Here is a 15,053-nt window from a genome sequence, read left to right on the forward strand (position 1 = left end):
AATGAAAGAATTTATTGCGCCAGCACTGTACGGCCGATCGCCCGCCGGCGTGCCCGGCCATTGCCCATGATCGCCAGCGCGGCGATAAAGGCCGGCACCGCCAGCAGGGCGAACAACAGCGGCAGGTCCAGCCCCAGGCTGAGCACCGCGCCGCCGACCAGCGAACCAAAAATCGCACCAAAACGGCCGATGCCCAGCATCCAGCTCACCCCGGTCGCCCGACAATCAGTCGGGTAATAACCCGGCGCGAAGGCATTGAGACCCGTTTGCGCCCCGCTCATGCAAAAGCCTGCGGCAATCACGCCCACGGCCAGCAGGCTGGATTCCAGGCTGAAGGCGCCCAGCAGCAGGATAAAGGCACCGCCCAGGGCATAGGAGGTGGCGATCACCGCATTGGGATTGCGTCGGTCCATCGCCCAGCCCACCACGATGGCCCCCACCGTGCCGCCGATCTGGAACAGGCCGGTGATGGTTGCGGCACGCTCGATGGACAAACCGCCGTCACGCAACAGGGTCGGCATCCAGCCCATCGTCAGGTAAATCACCAGCAGGCCCATGAAGTAGGTCAGCCACAGGGCCAGCGTGCCGAAGCGGTACTGCTCGGTAAACAGCATGCGCACTGGCGCCTTGTGCTGCACCTGGGGTTCGGACATGACAAACCGGGTGGCCGCAGTGAAGGTGCCGCCCAACTTGTTCAGCACCTTGGCGATCTGGCTGGCCGACGCATTGTGTGCGGCCAGAAAGCGTGCGGATTCGGGCAGCAGCAGCCACAGGAACGGCAGCAACAACAACGGCATGATCCCGCCAAACAGCAGCACCGACTGCCAGCCGTGACTGGGGATCAACCAGGCGGCGACGAAACCGCCCAGCCCCGAGCCCATGTTGAAGCCGGTGAACATGAGGGTGATAAACAGTGAACGGTTGCGCTCTGGCAGGTATTCGGCCAGCAACGTGGTGGTATTGGGCAACGCGGCCCCCAGCGCCACGCCGGTCAGCAGACGCAGGGCGGCCAGCTCATAGGGGTTGCGGGCAAAGGCGCAGGCCAGGCTCAGGACGCTGAAACCGGTGACGGCAAAGAGCATGATTTTCTTGCGGCCCAGGCGGTCGGCGTAAGGCCCGGCGGTCAGGGCTCCAATGGCCAGCCCCACCATGCCCGCGCTCATCACGGGGCCGAAAGCGGCGCGTGACAGGCCCCATTCCTGGATCAGCGAAGGTGCGACAAAGCCCATCACCGCCACATCGAAACCATCGAACAACACAACGAAAAAGCACAGTACAAGAATCAACCACTGATATTTGGCGACGGGCCGGTCATCGATCCAGGCCTTGATATCGACCGTTTCGTGAGTCATGTTTTTCACCTTATTATTTTTGTAGAAATCCCGACTGGCGCTGGCATAAGCGCAGGCCCAAAAAAACACGCCCGACAGTCGAACTGTGGGCGTGACTCTAAGGCCGCAGGTGCCTGCCCCGCCTCTGGGAAATCCTTAAGCGGGTATCGGTTTTTCTTATCGGATGTTTAACACACTCACTCGTACCGCCCTGCCCTGCGGCTCAAATCTTGCCGAACACCTTGAACACGCTAATGATCGCCGGCCCGATGGCCACCAGGAAAAAACTCGGCCACAAACAGAAGATCAACGGAAACACCAGTTTGGTGCCCACTTTCGCGGCCTTTTCCTCCGCCATTTGTGTACGTCGGTCGCGAAACTCCTCGGCATAAATGCGCAAGGTGGTGCCCACGCTGGTACCAAAGCGGATGCTTTGCGCCAGCAGGCTCACCAGCCCGCGAATATCCTCCAGCCCCGTGCGCTCTGCCAGATGCTTGAGCGCTTCGGTGCTGGGCACCCCGGCACGCACTTCGGCGTTGACCAGGGCCAGCTCTAGAGCCAGGTCGGGCTGGCTGACGGCCATTTCTTCCGCCACCCGCTCAATGGCCTGGGGCAAGGCCAGCCCCGATTCCACGCACACCACCATCAGGTCCAGGGCATCCGGGAAGGCGATCAGCAGCCGCGACATACGCGCCTCCTTGCGCGCCCCCACATAGATCGCCGGCGTCAGCCAGCCCACACCCAGCGCCACTATCAGCAAGCCAACTGCCAGCAGCCACGAGATACTGGCAATAAACGGCAGCGCCACCAGCGTAATACCCATCAGCAGCAAGGGCAGCAGCAGGCGCACCGCCCAGTACACCTGCACCGCGGACGGTGAGCGATAACCGGCATGGGTCAACAGGGTGCGGGTAGCCGATGAGCGGCGGGTTTCGCCGGAGCTGAAGCGCTGGCCCACCTGTTCAAGCATCATTTGCAGGTTGCTCGGTGGCGCCCGGTGGTCTACGCCATGGCCGCGCTTGATCAACATCAGGCGGCGCTGCACCGGGCTTTGCAGCCCCTTGACCAGCATTGCCAGCGTCGCCACCACCAGCACCACGCTCAGGCCGATCAGCCCGGCAAACAACAAGCGAGTCAATTGCTCGTCACCCACCATACGGTTGATCAGTTCCAGTAGATAGTTCATACCCAACCCCTCCGGGATGCCCCGTGCTCAAACCTGAATGCGGATGATTTTTCGAATCCAGAAAATCCCGATGATCATGGCCACAAAAGCGCCCATGATCAGCTTTTGCCCGATGGGTTCCTTGAACAGCAAGGGCATGTAGGTCGGGCTAGAAATCAGGATCCCCACCGCCAGCACAAAGGGCATCGACACCAGGATCCAGCCCGACATCCGCCCTTCAGCCGACAGCGTCTTGACCTTGCGGTGGAAGCGGAACCGCCCGCGGATCAGGCTGCTCAGGCGGGTCAGCACTTCCGTGAGGTTGCCCCCGGTTTCGCGGTGGATCAGCACCGTGGTCACCAGCATCATCACCGTCATGCTCGGCACGCGCTCCAGCAGGCCCAGCATGGCCCGGCGCACATCATTGCCGTAGTTGATATCGGCAAACACCAGGCCAAACTCGTAAGCCACCGGCCCCTGATGTTCTTCGGCAACCAGTTGCAGGGTTTCGTTGAACGGGTGGCCGGCGCGCAATGCCCGGCACATGGCATCCAGGGCATCCGGCAAGCCTTCCTCGAACTGGGCAAAGCGTTTGGTGCGGTCATGGGATATTTTCCACACCGGCAGCCAGAAACTCACCAGCGCAGCTGGCACCGCCACCCACCACAGCTGCAGAAACGACCACAGCACCAGCCCCACCGCCGTGGCCAGCACCAGCCCCAGCAGCAAAACACGATAGGCCCGGTACTCATGCCCAGCCTGTTCGATCATCTGGGCCAGGCTTTCCATCATCGGCAACTGCTCCAGGCGCGCCTCCAGCGGCGGCAGGCGGCGCAGGTATTTCTGGCGCAAAATCGACTGCATGTTGGGGATGTTATTGGCCCGCTCCAGCAGGTCGAGGCGACCGCGAATGCGCTTGCGCACCTGGTTGGCCTCACCGAACACAGGGATGGTCAGGCCCTGGCTGAGCAGGAACATGGCGCTGAACACCATGCCAAGGAACGCCAGGATAAACTCGCCGGGAATCTGGTTCATGACTAGCTCTCCATCCAGTCCGGCCTGAACAGGCTGAGCGGCAGCTCAATCCCCCGTTTGGCCAGCACATCACGAAAGGCCGGTACCATACCGGTGGAGCGAAAATCGCCCAGTACTTCACCCTTTTCGCCCATGCCGCTGCGGGCGAACGTAAAGATCTCGGTCATGGTGATGATGTCGCCTTCCATGCCATTGATTTCCTGCACACTGACCAGGCGGCGCGTGCCGTCCTCCTGGCGCTCCAGCTGGATCACCACATCGATGGCCGAAGCAATTTGCTGACGCATGGCCTTGATCGGAAAGGTGGTGCCGCTCATCGACACCATGTTCTCGATCCGCCCCAAGGCGTCACGGGCGGTATTGGCGTGGATGGTGGTCAACGAACCGTCGTGACCGGTGTTCATCGCCGTCAACATATCCAGCGCCTCGGCGCCGCGCACTTCGCCAATGACGATGCGATCGGGGCGCATCCGCAAGCTGTTGCGCACCAGCTCACGCTGGCCCACTTCACCCCGCCCTTCGATATTCGAGGGACGGGTTTCCAGGCGCACCACATGGGGCTGCTGCAGTTGCAGCTCGGCAGAGTCTTCGATGGTGACGATGCGTTCGTTGTGCGGGATAAAACTGGACAGCACATTGAGCATGGTGGTCTTGCCGCTGCCGGTACCGCCCGAGATCAGCACATTGAGGCGCCCGCGCACGATGGCCTTGAGCATCAGGGCGATGGCCGGGGTCAGGGTGCCCATCTGCACCAGGCTCTGGGTATTGAGCAAGTCCACGGCAAACCGGCGGATCGACATGCTCGGCCCGTCGATGGCCAGCGGCGGGATGATCGCGTTGACCCGCGAGCCGTCCTTGAGCCGCGCATCCACCAGCGGCGAGGACTCATCGATGCGCCGCCCAAGGCTTGAGACAATGCGGTCGATGATATTGAGCAGGTGCTGATCATCGCGAAAACGTACATCGGTGCGCTGCAACTTGCCGAAGCGTTCGACATACACCGAGTTGAAACCATTGACCAGGATATCGGACACGCTGCTGTCACCCAGCAACGGCTCCAGCGGCCCGAGCCCCAGCACCTCGTCGGTGATTTGCTTGATGATCAGCTGGCGGCTGCTGGCACTGACCGGCGCCGAGTACTCGTCCAGCAGGCGCAAACTGATCTCGCGGATCTGCCGGCCGGCGTCGGCCATGTCCAGGGTGTCGAGCAGGGACAGGTCCATGACCTTGAGCAACTGCTGGTAGATCTTCTCCCGCCACTCGGCCTCCATCGAACTGAGTTTGGTGCGGGTCTCATAGACCACATCCGGCACGCTGGCCTCCCAGGCCATCAACACAGTGGCGCAGTCGGCATCCTCGACGGGCATGGCCACCCCGTCGACCGGAACGGGCCTGGCGGCTTGCTGACGCAGGCGATTACGAAAGTCGCTGAGCATGGCTTATCCTCCGAACAGACGGTTGAATGTGCGTTTGAGCAAGCCCGCTTCATTGACCTCGACCCCGATCAGCTCCCGGCCCAGCTCGCGCAGGCTCAGGGTGATGCCGGCACGCGGCGCATGCAGCTCCAGTGGCACACCAGTGTTCTGGCTCTCACTGACCACCGCATAGTCATTGGGCAGTTTTTGCAGGGTGGGGCAACGCAGCGCGTCGCTGATGTCCTTGGGCTTGAACGGCGAATTCTTGTCATAACGGTTGAGCACCACCTGCAGGCGGTTGCTCTGCACGCCCAGGTCGTCGCGCAATATGCGCACCAGCCGATTGGCGTCCTGCAGATGGCTCAGGCTCTGCTGCAGCACGACATAGACCCGGTCCGACTGCTCCAGGGTGATACCCGTGAGGTGATCGATGTGCCGCGGCAAATCCACCACCACCCAGTCGTAGGTGCTGCGCGCCAGCTTGAGCAAACTGTCCAGTTGCTCCAGGCGGATTTCCTGAGACAGGCACAGTTCATCGGTACGTCCGCCCAGCACATGCAGACTGGGGCTGAAATGACTGCAAAAACCACGCAACGCCACGCTGTCCAGGGTATCGATCTGTTGCAGCACATCGGTATGGCTGTGGGTGGGCAACACATCCAGACTGTGGGCCAGGCTGCCGAATTGCAGGTCCAGGTCCAGCAACAGGGTGCGGCCGCCCTGCACACTTAACTGGTGCGCCAGATTGCAGGCCAGCATCGAGGCGCCCGAGCCGCCCTTGGCATTCATCACCGCGACCAGCTTGCCCCTGCCCCCCTGATCGGCATGCTGCTCCAGTTGCATGCGTTCCAGCGCCGCCTGCAACTCTTCGGCCGCCACCGGCTCCGGCAAAAAATCACGGGCACCGGCCTGCATGGCCATACGCATGCCCTCGCGCTCATCCAGCGGCCCGCACACCAACAGTGGCGGACGTTCCTTGAGCGGATGCTGCAGCAGCGCCGCCAACTCCTCGCGCCACAAATGGCTGACCCGCAACAGCAGGAAATCAGGCATCTGCTCCAGCGCGTATAACGGGTCTGTATGGCCATTGCTCACCAGCCGGGTACTGACTTGCAGGTTACTGATGCCCTGGCTCAAGACCTTGAGGTGGTTAAGGGCCGACGCGTCGCGGCCACTGATCAACAGGCGCATGGCCTGACGCTCTGGCGACGCCGTTGCAGTCACTTCTCGAACACTCAACATGGCGTAATCCCCGGAGTAACGCTCGCATCAGGCTGGCGGCCAAGGCTCTCGCGCGGCGCTGTCGACCTGAAGGTGGGCAGGATGAACACCCCGCTGAAGCCGGGGATCAACAAATTGAAACTGAAGTTGGTCACTTGCAGTTGCACATAGCGGATCGCGGCAAAGCCGGTGGCGCTCACCAGATCGTTGGGGCTGGCGATCACCGCGCCGTTGGCGTCCATGTAAATCAGGTTGAGGTTGGCTGTGCTCAGGCTGGCGATCAGGCTGCTCACCCCGGTGTTGGTGGAGGTATTGAACATGGCCCGGCGCAGGATCACCGGGTCCTGGATATTGCACACCGCGGCCAGGCGCGCGCCACGGCGTACCGACTCGCTCAACACGTTGACGGTGAAATACAGCCGGCCCATTTCCAGCGCACCGAACAGCAAGGTAAACAGCACCAGCGCCGTGATGGCGAACTCGACGATATACAGGCCACCCATGTGTTTGCGGTTCATCACAAGGCCCTCATCACGACAGTTGAAGTCAGCGACAGCCCCAGCGGCACGCTGCTGCCATAGAGCGCAGGCAACGCACTGGCGATCACCGGCACAAAGGTGTAGGCGATACTGACCTGCACATGGTCGGTGCCCACCGCGCTGACCGTGACATTGCCGGTGGTCAGCCCGGGCACCACCGCCGGGTAGCCATTGGGGTTGCTCGGTATGCCGTACACCGCCACGTTCTGGGTCTGGCTGATCAACGTGCTGCTGAGCACCACCGTGCCCAGGGTGGTGTTCATCGCCTGGCTGGCCACGTAACGCCCGGCATCACGGCTGGCCTGTTGCAGGCTGTTGTACTGGAACAGCATGCGGCCGAACTCGGCGAAGGCCAGCATCAACAACACCAGCAGCGGCAGGGTCAACGCCAGCTCGATCATCGCCAGGCCGCGCTGGGCCCGGGCCGACCTCAATCCACAGCGTTTCATGAGACCTCCTAGGAGTCGGTGCTCGGCGTCTGGTTGTTGTCGATATAGGTCTTGTACAGCTGGATGATCTGCGGCCCGACGTTACCTGCCGGGTTCGGGCCGGGGACGTTGTCGCCTTCGCACACTTTCACGAACTGGCCAAAAATCTGCGCCGAGTTGCCTTGCTGAGCTTCGGGCTGCACCACGTAATAGCAAGCAAAGCCCAGTACCGGGATCGAGGACGCACCGTCGTTCTTGCCTGTACAGTCGCCGATCACAATCTTGATGATGCGCCGCTCGAACACGCCATTGCCCTGGCAGTTGGCCCCGCCGGCCACACAGGCGGCAGAGTCCTGAGCCCAGTTGTTGTAGCCATACAACGCACCGCTGGGCGTGGACAGATTGCCATTCAGGGAAGTGACCGGCTGGCCGTTGTACTGGATCGTGGCCGGTGAGCCGGTATAGGTGAACGACTTGGAATTGACCGTAGTCACCAGGTCCGGCGGATAGTCCGCTGCCTTGAGGCCGCCCGAATATTGCCCGAAGCGCGTGTTGAGCCCCTGCGCCGAAGGCCCCACGGTATTACCCGGCTTGGTCGGGGCCGTGGCGCCGACGATATTGCACTGGTTGATCCCGCCCGCCAGCCCCTGCCTGACCGTACTGCCACCGGAGCCAAAGTCCAGCAGCTGAAAATTCCCCGGGCCAATCGCCGAGTTATTCCCCGCAGCGCTCTTGAGTACTTGCAAGTCACCGAACTTGAAGCCCCAAAACAGTCCGGCCGACGGATTGTTTTGCGTGGGGTCGCCGCACACCAGCAGCGGGGTCAGGTCACAGGAGCCGCTGGTCGGGCTGGGGCCAGCGGTGGCCACGGCCGCCACGCTTTTGCTCGTGGCGTTGCCGTTGTCCAGCGACTGGAACACCCCCCAGAAAAAACTGCTCAGGGGATAATTGCTCACCGTGACCCGCACAAAAGTCGCATTGGCCGGGCCCGGGAACGAGAACGGCCCGTACACACTGCTGGCCAGCTCCACCTTGGCGAAGCCTGCGCCATTGGCCGCGAGCGCGGTAGCCAGCTCGCCATTACCCGAGGCATTGGCGTTCAGGGTCAGGGTGTTGAGCGCCGCGGTTTGCGTAGTGCTGGCCGAGCCGGTGGCGCCCGTCACCATGCTCAGGGTCTTGGCTCCGCTCAGTGCCGCGGCATCCACGGCGTTTTGCAGGCGAGTCTTGTTCAGCAGCATATGGCTGCCATCCAGGGCCAGGGCGCCCATCAACAGCAGCGAGGCCAGGGCAATCACCACCAAGACAAGCATCGCGCCACGCTGTTGCCTGGCAAACGCGATGCGGGGCTGCTGGATGCGCGCGTTCATGATGTTCCACCCTCAGATTCTTGCCGAGCCGCAGACCGGCCCCCTACATCGCTTTTTCGACCGTTGCTTCGACACCACGAATCATGATCACGCTGCCACTGTTGGCAGGTGCGCGGTGATGCACCACCGGCTTGGCCAGCACATGCGGCAACACAGGCTCGGCCATTGCCACAGGTTCGGCCATGACCGGTTCCTTGTGGTTATCCAGCGGGTTGCGCAAGGCCAGTTGCACCTTGCCAGCGGCCATGCCCTTGACCAGCACTTCGGCCTGGGCCGGCGACACCTCCACAGTGACCGCACGCACTACCACCGGCTGGGTCTTGTCGGTACTGGCGGTCTGGTCGACTGCCAGCACGCGCAGGTCTTCGAGAATGGTTTTGGACTCGGCATTGCCGTCGTTGCCCATCTGCCGGGTGGCCAGTACATCCACCCGATTGCCGGGCAACAAGAAGCCGCCCACGCCGACCACGTCATCCACCCTTACCGAAATGGCCCGTTTGCTTGGCTCGATCAGCGAGGCCAGGGTACTGCCGCCCATATGCTCGGCCAGCCGCGCCCCGCGCAAAATGTCGCCACGCAGCAGGGAAAAGGTGGCGATCTTGCCGACCACTTTTTCGGTGGCGTCAAACGCATCGTCCGGCGCGGCATCCTTGGGCATGCGCACCAAGGTCACCTGCTGGGGTTCGATCATCTGCCCGAAGGCGATTTCCACCGTGGCGATCACCACGTTTCGCTGGTTGTCGTCAGGGCTGGTATTGAGCCGTGCGGTCAGCCAGTTGTTGGCCATCCAGGTCGCGCCCAGCCCGAGAATCACGGACAGGACGATCAGAGTGAGCGTGCGCGATTTCATGTCAGTGCTCCTTACCCAAGAAAATCGAGTTGGACGAAATAGTTGTGCCATGCCCACTCAAGCTCCTGGGCAGTCAGTGGCCCCGCCCCTTCCAGATACCGCTGGCGATCACACGCCATGTTCAAGAGGTCTCGCGGATGGCAAGGCACCAGGGGCATGTTTTCGGCGCCATACAATTCACGCAGCACATAAGCGAGCAGGTTCGGGTCATAGGGGATACCCAGCCGCTGCGTCTCTTGAATCCAGATACGTTCGTACTCGCCGTGCTTGAGGTAGCCGAATTGCAGCTTGTAGCCGATGCGGCGCAAAAACGCTTCGTCGGCCAGCTCCAGCGGGTTGAGGTTGGTGGAGAACACCAGAATCAGGTCAAACGGCAGCTCGCAGTGGCGGCCGCCGCCCAGGTTGAGGAAATCGCGGCGTTCCTCCATCGGCACGATCCAGCGGTTCAATAACTCGTCGGGGGTCATGCGCTGGCGCCCCAGGTCGTCAATGATGAACAGGCCATTGCTGGCCTTCAGCTGCAGGGGTGCCTGGTACTGGCGCGAAAAAGGGTCGTAGCGAACGTCCAGTTGCTCCATGGTCAGCTCTCCGCCGGTGATCACCAGCGGACGCTCACAACGCAGCAGGCGGCGGTCGATGCCCTCGTTGAGCAGCAGCGCATTCTGCGGTTCGTCATCGTCCAGGCGCTTGTGCACCTGCGGGTCGTAAATCTCGATCACCGCCTCGTTGATCGCGATGGCATGGGGCACCCAGATCGCTTCGGCAAACAGGCGGATCAGGCGGCTGCTGACGTAGGTCTTGCCCGTCCCGGCCGGTCCGTAAATCATGATTGCGCGCCCGGAATTGAGGGCGACGCCCAACTGGTCGAGCATGTTTTGCGCCAGCACCATCGAACTGAAACAGTGGTGCATGTCATGGGCACTGATGCGGCCATGATGGATGGTCTGCAACTTGAGCAATGAGCGGTAGGCGCTCACCGGATAAGGCGCTGCGCCTATGTAGCCACTGCGGGCCAAGGCATCGCGGGCGCTGTTGCGACCGCGTTCGGTCAGGCCATAGCGCAGGGTCTGGCCACCGGCCTGGCCGAGCACTTCGACGCGGCGGTCCTTGCGCAGAAACGTCAGCACTTCTTCCAGCACCGCACCGGTCAGGGCCAGCCGGGCCGACAACTGCACCATGTCCAGCACACCGGCGTCGTGCAGATGCTTGCACACCAGGTCGCCGAGAAAATTGTCCGCCAACCCGGTCTCAAGGATCGTGCGCGGCTGTGGCGCCAGTTGCTGTAACGCCTGGCGATCATCAAGAGAAACACGGGTGTTACTGATGGCGTACATGGTGTTCTCCTGAACTAATGGCCTAAAGGCAGCCAGAAGACGCTGATCAGCGTGCCGAGCAAAACGGCGATCGAATAAGGGAAAGGCTTGCCGGCCACTTCATCTTCAGCGGGGGAAAAGTAGGCCCGGGCCCGGAGCATCAACCAGTATCGACCGATGGTTTGCAGCGCCTGGCCACGCACGAGCACGATCAACAGGCCGCATGCCCCGCCGGCAATCAGGCTGAAAAACGCTGCCCAGAGGGCGTCATGCGGGGTGAGAAAGGCACCGGCCATGGCCATCAGCTTCACATCCCCGGCCGCCATGCCCCCGACCATGTACATGGGCAGGAACAACGCGAAACCGATCAGGATACCCAGCAACGAATGGCCCAAACCAACAAAACCGAAGGCCCAGGTCTGGCCAACCATGCCCAGCACCAGACCCACTAAAACCAGAAGGTTGGGAATGCGGTGGTTGCGAAGATCGCTCACCACCGCGACTCCCAGCAGCCCTGACAACAACGCGACAGCAACAATCTGTACCTCGCTCATGGCTGCATCCTCAACAGAACTCGTCGTACTAGCAGGTTTTGCCCTGAACGGCGCAACCCAGGCTGGTAATGGCTGTTTTCACATTGGTACCCAAGATGATAAAGGCCGCGACACAAGCCAGAGTTATCAGACCACCGGCCACTGCATACTCCACAATGGTCAGGCCGTCTTCATCGTTGATAAACTTCAACACTGAAGTCTTGAATGATTGCAGTTTCATTTTGTCCACCTCACTCAAAGTTAAATACCCAGAAGCAGGGCTAATTGCACTGCTTAATCAAATTTTAGCCAGCACACTAGTGAAGGGTTAGGAGATTTTTGCTGACCGCTAGGACTTTATTGCCCATGCCGTAAAACTTTACATCCCGAACACGGCATAAAAACAGCTTCATGGTCAGGACACTTATCAAATGCCAAGCGTACTTCCATACTGTCACACTCACTGCGCCCACTCGCCTTCCTGCCGACAACTAACCGACCAACAAAACCGGCTCAGAACTGTTGGCTAGAGGGGACGTATAGCGCAACAGACTAAGCCGGGGGGTTCATATCAGGATTTAATCTTCACACCGTCAAGCCACCGACAATACTTGTGTACAGGTTGTTTTCATTGGCGCTGCAGACCGGCAGCGAATTGCTGCTCAAGAAGCCGCCCCTCCAGTGCGCATCCATTTATCAGCAGGTTTTACCCTGTATCGCACACCCCAGACTGTTAATGGCGGTGCCGACGTTACCACCCAAGGTTATAAATGCTGCAACAACCGCCAACGTAATCAAGCCACCGGCCACGGCATACTCGACAATGGTCAGGCCGCCTTCATCCTTGATAAAGGCTTGTGCGTAACTCCCAATTGATTGCAAGTTCATGTTATTCACCTCGTTTGAGTGTTTACCCAAAGCGATGACTTAATACACCGCCTAATTGAAGGCTAGCCACAAGGCAAACGGACGGTTAGGAGTTTATTGTCGAACAGCAGGATTTTTTTGCAGTTTTTTTCACAAAAAAACCACACTCCCTGGCGCACTTTAAAGTCTCATTGATATGCTGGCGATACTGATAACCCTTCGAAAAACAGACAGTACAAGGCACATGAAAGGATTAAGTGAATGACCCCCGAAGCTGTCAAAAAACCCCAGCTTTTATGGTTTGACCTCACGCGCAATCAGTCGACAGAAGCACTGATGCAGCCCTTTCGTTCGACCTGCAACTGCCAGCTGGAAAAGCCCCGGGCATGGCTGGACAAATTCCGCGAAACGCTACCCGACATGATCTGCATGCACTATGACTGCCCTGACCTGTCCGGGCTCAACCTGCTGCAGGAGATCAAGCTCAAGTCCCCGTCCATACCGGTCACCATGTTTACCGTGCAGCATTCCGAGGAGCTGGCCGTGTGGGCAATGCGCTCGCGGGTCTGGGAGTATGTGGTGCTGCCCCTGTGCGGCAACGAGATCAACCGTTACCTGCACGCCCTGCAACAGCTTTGCGACCTGCGCCGTGGCACCACCAGCAAGACGCTGGCCATCGAGCATGGCCCTGCGCTGCCGGACAGCATCCGGCTGACCACCGACCACCAAAAGCACAAGGCACTGCACAGTGCGTTGCAGTACATCGATCAGAACTACTGTGACAGCATCGACCAGAAGGCCCTGGCCAAACGCTGCGGCATGACCACCTTCCGCTTCAGCCGGCTGTTCAAGGAAGTCTACGGGCTGGGCTTTATGGACTATGTGCTGAGCAAGCGCATGGACAACGCCAAGGACCTGCTCGACAACAGCCAGATGCCCATCACCAGTATCGGCTATGAAGTCGGCTTCAAGGACCCTTCCTACTTTGCCCGCGCATTCAAGCAATACGCGGGCTGTACCCCCAGCGAATACCGCCAGGCGCGACACACTGACGCTCCCCTCTCGGATGACATGCTCAGCAACGTCATCGCAAGCCTGGCACGCCGGGCCAAGGGCTGAAAAACTCAGCGTTGCCGCGGGGCATAGGGCGTAAAGAAGTCCGAACCCAGCCATTGTGGCGTTTTTTCAACCTTCGGGTGTTTGCTGCGCACATAACTGCTGGCCGAGTTCACCTCGCCCTTGCCGTCATACACCGCCACATCAGGATACGGGAACACCAGGCGTGTGCGCCCCTCGTTGGCAGGGTCCTGCGTGACCGACTGGGGGGCCGCCATTGACGGCTTTTTGTCTGCCGTTGCCTGGCCCGGCATATTGGTCGGTGCGCCAAACTCGCTGGCACCCGCCTGCTTGCTGCTGGCCTGCAAGGTCACGATGGCGGCCGGAGCCTGGCCCTTCTCGACCCATGACATCATCGGCGTCAGCAGGTCCAGCAGGCTCGGGCCTTCACCGCCGCCACAGTGGTAAACCCCCGGCAACAGGTAGAGCCGCTCGAAGGACTCGGCCTTCGATTGGCCCATCTGCATCTGCACCGCCTGGTGGTAGGCAATGGTGTTCAGGGGCGAGATATGCTGGTCGGCCCAGCCGTGCCACAAGATCAGCTTGCCGCCGCGGTCTGCGAATGCCGACAGATCCGGGTTGGTGGCGTCATACAACGGGTGCAGGGCGCGCAATTGATCCAGGGTGCTGCGATCAAACTTCACGTCTGCCAGGCTGTAACCGTCGCCCGGATTGTGTTCGAAGGCCAGGTTGCGCAATACATCCAACGCCATCTTTTCACTGTTGATCGGCTGGTCGACACTGTCCGGTACAAACACCCCGGCCCAGGCCAGTTCGGAACCCGGTTGCGGCCCGCCAATGGTCAGGCGCTCGCCGCTGGCCGGGTCATGCGGGCCGTCATACAGGCGTCGCGCCGCCTCGACTTCCCTGGCGCTCAGGCAGTCCGAGGTGTCGGTCGCCGAGGCCTGGCACTGCACGGTGGCAGGATTAAAGCGGCAGGCCCGCGGGTCGCTGATCAGGCCATCGACCTGCCCGTCCAGCGCATCGCACTGTTGCAACACGGCCTTATGCAGGATCGGCAGGCGCGAGGCAATCAGAATCGCCTTGCCCTGCTCGTCCTGATTGGCGTGGGCCTGCCAGGCGTGATAAATCGCATTCTGCACCAGAAAATTCAATGCCGGCGCCCCGGCGATGATGCCGTTGAAGTCATCGGGATAGCGCTGGGCTTCGATCAGGGCTTCGCGCCCGCCATCGGAGCAACCGGTGAAATAGGCGTAGGCCGGTTGCTGGCCGTAATAGGCGCCAATCAGCTGTTTGGCGGCCAGTGCTGTCAGGTGGACGCCGCGATGGGCAAAGTCCGCGCGTTTTTGTGCATCGTTGCCCCAGCTGTTGTCCATGCCCTCATGGCCCATATCGGTCGCGGCCAGTACAAAGCCGCCGCTGTTCAGTGGCGCACAGCCTTCGGCCGCGCCCACTTGCAGTGAAATCCGCCCGCACAGGCCGCCGCAACCCACTTGCAGGTATCGCTGGGTCCAGGTGTGAGTGGGCAGCTGGACTTTAAAACCGATGCTCGGCGCCAACGTACCCTGCACCTCACAGGCGGTAACGCCATTGCTGGTGGTTTCGCTGGCCGACAGCACCTGGCTGCCCTTGCCGCCGATAGCCTGCAGATCAACCCGGGTCAGCGCCGCGCAACTGATGGCGGGCTTGACCACTGGCAACGCTGCGATGGGTGGTTCGGCGTTGGCCAGTGCGGGCAATTGCAGGAGGACCACTGTGGTGCCGAGTAATAGTCGGCACAGGGTTTGAAGGGGAATCATGATAGCTCCTTGTTAATGAAAGATCCGGTTTTAAACGCCTGTAGATACTCTGTTGCCGGTCAAGGGCGCTTCTCGCGCAGCGAAGCTGCGATCCCCTGACGGCCGGCCTGTTT

General features: G+C 60.9%; 15 protein-coding genes. 1 reads left to right on the plus strand and 14 read right to left on the minus strand.

Annotated elements, in window-relative coordinates:
- Positions 1-11: 11 nt before the first annotated feature.
- The 13 genes from BFC21_RS10455 to BFC21_RS10515 all read right to left on the minus strand — a co-directional run bounded on the left by BFC21_RS10455 (position 12) and on the right by BFC21_RS10515 (position 12,085).
- Positions 12-1,352, minus strand: coding sequence for an aromatic acid/H+ symport family MFS transporter (locus BFC21_RS10455; RefSeq protein WP_120266041.1), 1,341 nt, complete (start codon positions 1,350-1,352; stop codon positions 12-14).
- 202 nt (positions 1,353-1,554) lie between these two features.
- A complete protein-coding gene (locus tag BFC21_RS10460) occupies positions 1,555-2,517 on the minus strand; it encodes a type II secretion system F family protein (RefSeq protein ID WP_095004491.1) in 963 nt (320 codons plus the stop codon).
- Positions 2,518-2,544: 27 nt separating this feature from the next.
- Positions 2,545-3,531 (minus strand): type II secretion system F family protein, encoded by a 987-nt coding sequence (locus tag BFC21_RS10465; protein ID WP_120266042.1) that lies wholly within the window; start codon positions 3,529-3,531, stop codon positions 2,545-2,547.
- Positions 3,532-3,533: 2 nt separating this feature from the next.
- Entirely contained in the window at positions 3,534-4,967 is a 1,434-nt protein-coding gene (locus BFC21_RS10470) for a CpaF family protein (protein WP_095004493.1), read from the minus strand.
- A 3-nt stretch (positions 4,968-4,970) separates the two neighbouring features.
- Positions 4,971-6,188 carry an AAA family ATPase gene (locus tag BFC21_RS10475; protein WP_120266043.1) on the minus strand — a complete coding sequence of 406 codons (1,218 nt, stop codon included), beginning with the start codon at positions 6,186-6,188 and terminating at the stop codon, positions 4,971-4,973.
- On the minus strand, positions 6,182-6,685 hold the full coding sequence (locus BFC21_RS10480) for a TadE/TadG family type IV pilus assembly protein (protein ID WP_095004495.1): 504 nt from the start codon (positions 6,683-6,685) through the stop codon (positions 6,182-6,184). Before BFC21_RS10480 ends, BFC21_RS10475 begins: the two co-directional genes overlap by 7 nt.
- On the minus strand, positions 6,685-7,155 hold the full coding sequence (locus BFC21_RS10485; RefSeq protein WP_095004496.1) for a TadE/TadG family type IV pilus assembly protein: 471 nt from the start codon (positions 7,153-7,155) through the stop codon (positions 6,685-6,687). Before BFC21_RS10485 ends, BFC21_RS10480 begins: the two co-directional genes overlap by 1 nt.
- Before the next feature lie 8 nt (positions 7,156-7,163).
- Entirely contained in the window at positions 7,164-8,504 is a 1,341-nt protein-coding gene (locus tag BFC21_RS10490; protein WP_256557659.1) for a TadE/TadG family type IV pilus assembly protein, read from the minus strand.
- Positions 8,505-8,544: 40 nt separating this feature from the next.
- Positions 8,545-9,351 carry a Flp pilus assembly protein CpaB gene (gene cpaB, locus BFC21_RS10495; RefSeq protein ID WP_095004498.1) on the minus strand — a complete coding sequence of 269 codons (807 nt, stop codon included), beginning with the start codon at positions 9,349-9,351 and terminating at the stop codon, positions 8,545-8,547.
- Between the two features lie 11 nt (positions 9,352-9,362).
- Entirely contained in the window at positions 9,363-10,685 is a 1,323-nt protein-coding gene (locus BFC21_RS10500; protein WP_120266045.1) for an AAA family ATPase, read from the minus strand.
- 14 nt (positions 10,686-10,699) lie between these two features.
- Entirely contained in the window at positions 10,700-11,218 is a 519-nt protein-coding gene (locus BFC21_RS10505; protein ID WP_095004500.1) for a prepilin peptidase, read from the minus strand.
- Positions 11,219-11,246: 28 nt separating this feature from the next.
- A complete protein-coding gene (locus BFC21_RS10510; protein WP_120266046.1) occupies positions 11,247-11,438 on the minus strand; it encodes a Flp family type IVb pilin in 192 nt (63 codons plus the stop codon).
- Positions 11,439-11,893: 455 nt separating this feature from the next.
- Positions 11,894-12,085: a Flp family type IVb pilin gene (locus BFC21_RS10515; RefSeq protein WP_120266047.1), complete on the minus strand. Its 192-nt coding sequence runs from the start codon at positions 12,083-12,085 to the stop codon at positions 11,894-11,896.
- 240 nt (positions 12,086-12,325) lie between these two features.
- Here BFC21_RS10515 and BFC21_RS10520 point away from each other — a divergent pair, with 240 nt between their 5' ends.
- Positions 12,326-13,183, plus strand: a complete 858-nt coding sequence (locus BFC21_RS10520; protein WP_120266048.1) for a response regulator transcription factor — start codon at positions 12,326-12,328, stop codon at positions 13,181-13,183.
- A 5-nt stretch (positions 13,184-13,188) separates the two neighbouring features.
- On the opposite strand, the gene BFC21_RS10525 is transcribed toward BFC21_RS10520, so the two are convergent.
- Complete coding sequence (locus BFC21_RS10525) at positions 13,189-14,940, minus strand: tannase/feruloyl esterase family alpha/beta hydrolase (RefSeq protein WP_120266049.1); 1,752 nt, start codon at positions 14,938-14,940, stop codon at positions 13,189-13,191.
- Positions 14,941-15,053 lie beyond the last annotated feature (113 nt).

The sequence above is a fragment of the Pseudomonas sp. TMW 2.1634 genome (assembly GCF_001703595.1).
In the GTDB taxonomy this organism is placed as follows: Bacteria; Pseudomonadota; Gammaproteobacteria; order Pseudomonadales; family Pseudomonadaceae; genus Aquipseudomonas; species Aquipseudomonas fragi.

Excerpts from the sequence above, each read along its gene's own strand:
- BFC21_RS10480 (WP_095004495.1), bottom strand. The coding sequence starts at position 6,685 with ATGAACCGCAAACACATGGGTGGCCTGTATATCGTCGAGTTCGCCATC.
- BFC21_RS10525 (WP_120266049.1), bottom strand. The coding sequence starts at position 14,940 with ATGATTCCCCTTCAAACCCTGTGCCGACTATTACTCGGCACCACAGTG.
- BFC21_RS10515 (WP_120266047.1), bottom strand. The coding sequence starts at position 12,085 with ATGAACTTGCAATCAATTGGGAGTTACGCACAAGCCTTTATCAAGGAT.
- BFC21_RS10455 (WP_120266041.1), bottom strand. The coding sequence starts at position 1,352 with ATGACTCACGAAACGGTCGATATCAAGGCCTGGATCGATGACCGGCCC.
- BFC21_RS10465 (WP_120266042.1), bottom strand. The coding sequence starts at position 3,531 with ATGAACCAGATTCCCGGCGAGTTTATCCTGGCGTTCCTTGGCATGGTG.
- BFC21_RS10460 (WP_095004491.1), bottom strand. The coding sequence starts at position 2,517 with ATGAACTATCTACTGGAACTGATCAACCGTATGGTGGGTGACGAGCAA.
- BFC21_RS10470 (WP_095004493.1), bottom strand. The coding sequence starts at position 4,967 with ATGCTCAGCGACTTTCGTAATCGCCTGCGTCAGCAAGCCGCCAGGCCC.
- BFC21_RS10505 (WP_095004500.1), bottom strand. The coding sequence starts at position 11,218 with ATGAGCGAGGTACAGATTGTTGCTGTCGCGTTGTTGTCAGGGCTGCTG.
- BFC21_RS10500 (WP_120266045.1), bottom strand. The coding sequence starts at position 10,685 with ATGTACGCCATCAGTAACACCCGTGTTTCTCTTGATGATCGCCAGGCG.
- BFC21_RS10510 (WP_120266046.1), bottom strand. The coding sequence starts at position 11,438 with ATGAAACTGCAATCATTCAAGACTTCAGTGTTGAAGTTTATCAACGAT.
- cpaB (WP_095004498.1), bottom strand. The coding sequence starts at position 9,351 with ATGAAATCGCGCACGCTCACTCTGATCGTCCTGTCCGTGATTCTCGGG.
- BFC21_RS10485 (WP_095004496.1), bottom strand. The coding sequence starts at position 7,155 with ATGAAACGCTGTGGATTGAGGTCGGCCCGGGCCCAGCGCGGCCTGGCG.
- BFC21_RS10475 (WP_120266043.1), bottom strand. The coding sequence starts at position 6,188 with ATGTTGAGTGTTCGAGAAGTGACTGCAACGGCGTCGCCAGAGCGTCAG.
- BFC21_RS10520 (WP_120266048.1), top strand. The coding sequence starts at position 12,326 with ATGACCCCCGAAGCTGTCAAAAAACCCCAGCTTTTATGGTTTGACCTC.